This window comes from Mesorhizobium sp. M7A.F.Ca.CA.003.01.2.1, assembly GCF_003998945.1.
GTDB lineage: Bacteria > Pseudomonadota > Alphaproteobacteria > Rhizobiales > Rhizobiaceae > Mesorhizobium > Mesorhizobium ciceri.
Window position 1 is genome coordinate 1 of sequence record NZ_RZRA01000830.1, and the last position, 2556, is coordinate 2556.

2 protein-coding genes and 2 pseudogenes are annotated in these 2556 nt (G+C 60.9%); 2 read left to right on the plus strand and 2 right to left on the minus strand.

Annotated features, from left to right (window positions below):
* Positions 1 to 688 (plus strand): EAL domain-containing protein (locus EN969_RS26270; RefSeq protein WP_164758499.1); only part of this gene is annotated, 688 nt, incomplete at its 5' end.
* A 43-nt stretch (positions 689 to 731) separates the two neighbouring features.
* Here EN969_RS26270 and EN969_RS26275 read toward each other — a convergent pair.
* The gene (locus EN969_RS26275) at positions 732 to 1160 is read right to left on the minus strand and encodes a MarR family transcriptional regulator (RefSeq protein WP_013529998.1); all 429 of its coding nucleotides are present in this window, start codon (positions 1158 to 1160) and stop codon (positions 732 to 734) included.
* Between the two features lie 151 nt (positions 1161 to 1311).
* On the opposite strand from EN969_RS26275, the pseudogene EN969_RS26280 reads away from it, so the two are divergent.
* Positions 1312 to 2168 (plus strand): annotated as a pseudogene (locus EN969_RS26280) (alpha/beta hydrolase).
* 68 nt (positions 2169 to 2236) lie between these two features.
* Here the strand turns inward: EN969_RS26280 and EN969_RS26285 are convergent.
* Positions 2237 to 2556 (minus strand): annotated as a pseudogene (locus EN969_RS26285) (MFS transporter); the annotation flags it as partial.

A 2556-nucleotide genomic window follows, 5' to 3' on the forward strand; every position in this document is an offset into this window, starting at 1 on the left:
GGTTGAAGCGGTGGAGGCTCTGATGCGCCTCAAGATGCTCGACGGCACATCGGTTCCGCCGAGCCTGTTCATTCCGGTCGCCGAACGGACCGGCGCGATCCTGGAACTCGGGCGCTGGGCGATAAGGACAGTGTGCGCCGAACTGCTGGCGGACGACCACGTCCGTGTCGTCAGTGTCAACGTCTCCCCGATCCAGCTCAAGACACCGGGCTTCGCGACGTCGGTCGCGACCATTCTGGGCGAGACCGGCGTCGCAGGCAGCAGGCTGGCCTTCGAGATCACCGAAGGGCTGGAGATGGAGATGCACTCCGACATCCTGCGCTGCATCAGCGACCTGAAGCTGCTCGGGATCAAGATCTGGCTTGATGATTTCGGGACCGGCTTCGCGGGTCTTTCGTGGCTTCGCCTGATCGATTTCGATACGGTGAAGATCGATCGCTCGTTTCTGCATGACTGCAGCTCCCCGAGCGGCAAGGCGATGCTGCAGGACATTATCACCCTGGTTCGAAATCGCGGCCACAAAATCCTGGTCGAAGGGGTGGAGACAGACGAGCAGATGGCCCTTATGCGCGAATTCGGCATAGACAAGATCCAGGGCTTCCATGTCGGCCGTCCCGCTCCCGCCGTCAGTTTCCAGGCAAAGCGAGCCATGCGCAAACGGCCATTTGCCGTGCTTAAGTCCGCATGATGGTGGCCTCTTCCGACGTTTGGCTAGCCGTCGTCAAGCCGTGCTAGCGGTCGCCGGTCAACGCGGCGCGTAACGCCTGGATCTGCCGGTTCAGCGCATCGAGCTCAGTCAGCGTCATGCCCGAGCGTTCGACCAAGGCTTCGTTCAGGCAGTTGCATTGGACAAGCAGTGCGCGCCCGGCTGATGTCAGATCAACCTGCACCTGGCGCTCGTCGGTCTGGCTGCGCTGGCGGGTCACCAGCCCGGCCTGCTCCATTCGCTTCACCAGCGGCGTGACGGTGCTCGATTCCAAAGCGAGCCGATGGGCGATGGTGCCGACCGACATGCCGTCGGCCTCTCCAAGCGCGTTCAACACCAGGTACTGGGGATAGGTGATGCCCATCTCGTCCAGCATCGGCTTGTAGGTGCGGTTGATGGCCATGCTGGTGGCATAGAGCGTGAAACAGAGCTGATTGTCCAACGGGAGAGGCACGGCGCATTCCTTTTGCCAATGTGGGCATCAAATCGATACCACGAAAAATGATATCGCGATACATATTTTTGTGGACAAGGGTTTTAGGCCGCGTTAGCTATATCGATATCGCGATATTGTTTATCGCGAAAGTAACCAGAAGGAGATTGAGATGACCTCGCAAACCAAACCCAGCTCCGGCAGCGGCATGATCACCACCAGGGACGGAACGCAGATTTACTACAAGGACCGGGGACCGGGCAGCCTGTCGTCTTTCATCACGGCTGGCCGTTGAGCAGCGACGATTGGGACGCCCAGATGCTGTTCTTCGTGTCACAGGGCTACCGTGTCATTGCCCATGATCGCCGAGGCCATGGCCGCTCGACCCAGACGGATATCGGCAACGAGATGGACACCTATGCCGCCGACGTAGCGGAACTCGCAGCCCATCTGGACCTCAAGAACGCCATCCATGTCGGCCATTCGACCGGCGGCGGCGAAGTGGCGCGTTATGTCGCCAAGTATGGCGCCGGCGGCCGTGTCGCCAAGGCGGTGCTGATCGGCGCGGTGCCGCCAATCATGCTCAAGACTGCCGCCAATCCCGGCGGCCTGCCGATCGAAGTGTTCGACGGCTTCCGCTCCGCGCAGGCAGCCAATCGCGCCCAGTTCTTCCGCGACGTTCCATCAGGTCCGTTCTACGGCTTCAACCGCCCGGGCGCAGAGGTATCGCAGGGCGTCATCGATAATTGGTGGCGCCAGGGCATGATGGGCGGCACCAAGGCGCATTATGATTGCATCAAGGCCTTTTCGGAAACCGACTTCACCGAGGATCTGAAGGCGATCGACGTGCCTGTGCTGGTCATGCACGGCGACGACGACCAGATCGTTCCCATCGCGGACTCGGCGCTGCTGACGATCAAGCTGCTCAAGAAGGGCGAGCTCAAGGTCTACAAGGGCTTCCCGCACGGCATGGCCACGACCCATGCAGACATCGTCAACGCCGACCTGCTGGCCTTCTTCAAAGCATAGGCCGTTGGAACGAAAAAAGCACCCGCCGTCTGGCGGGTGCTTTTCCTTGCGTGGGTTTCAGGCCTGATCTAGGCGGCCGCCTGCGCCTTGCGCGCTTCCTTCATGTTGGGCAGGAACACGGTCAGCAATCCAAGAAACGGCAAATAGGAGCAGATCTGGAAGACGAAATCGATGCCCTTCATGTCGGCGACGACGCCGAGCACGGCCGCCGCGATGCCGCCCATGCCGAAGGCGAAGCCGAAGAAGATGCCGGCGATCATGCCGACGCGACCCGGCACGAGTTCCTGCGCAAAGACGACAATGTTGGAGAAGGCCGAGGAGAGGATCAGCCCGATCAGCACCGTCAGCACCATCGTCCATTCCAGATTGGCGTAGGGCAGGGCGAGCG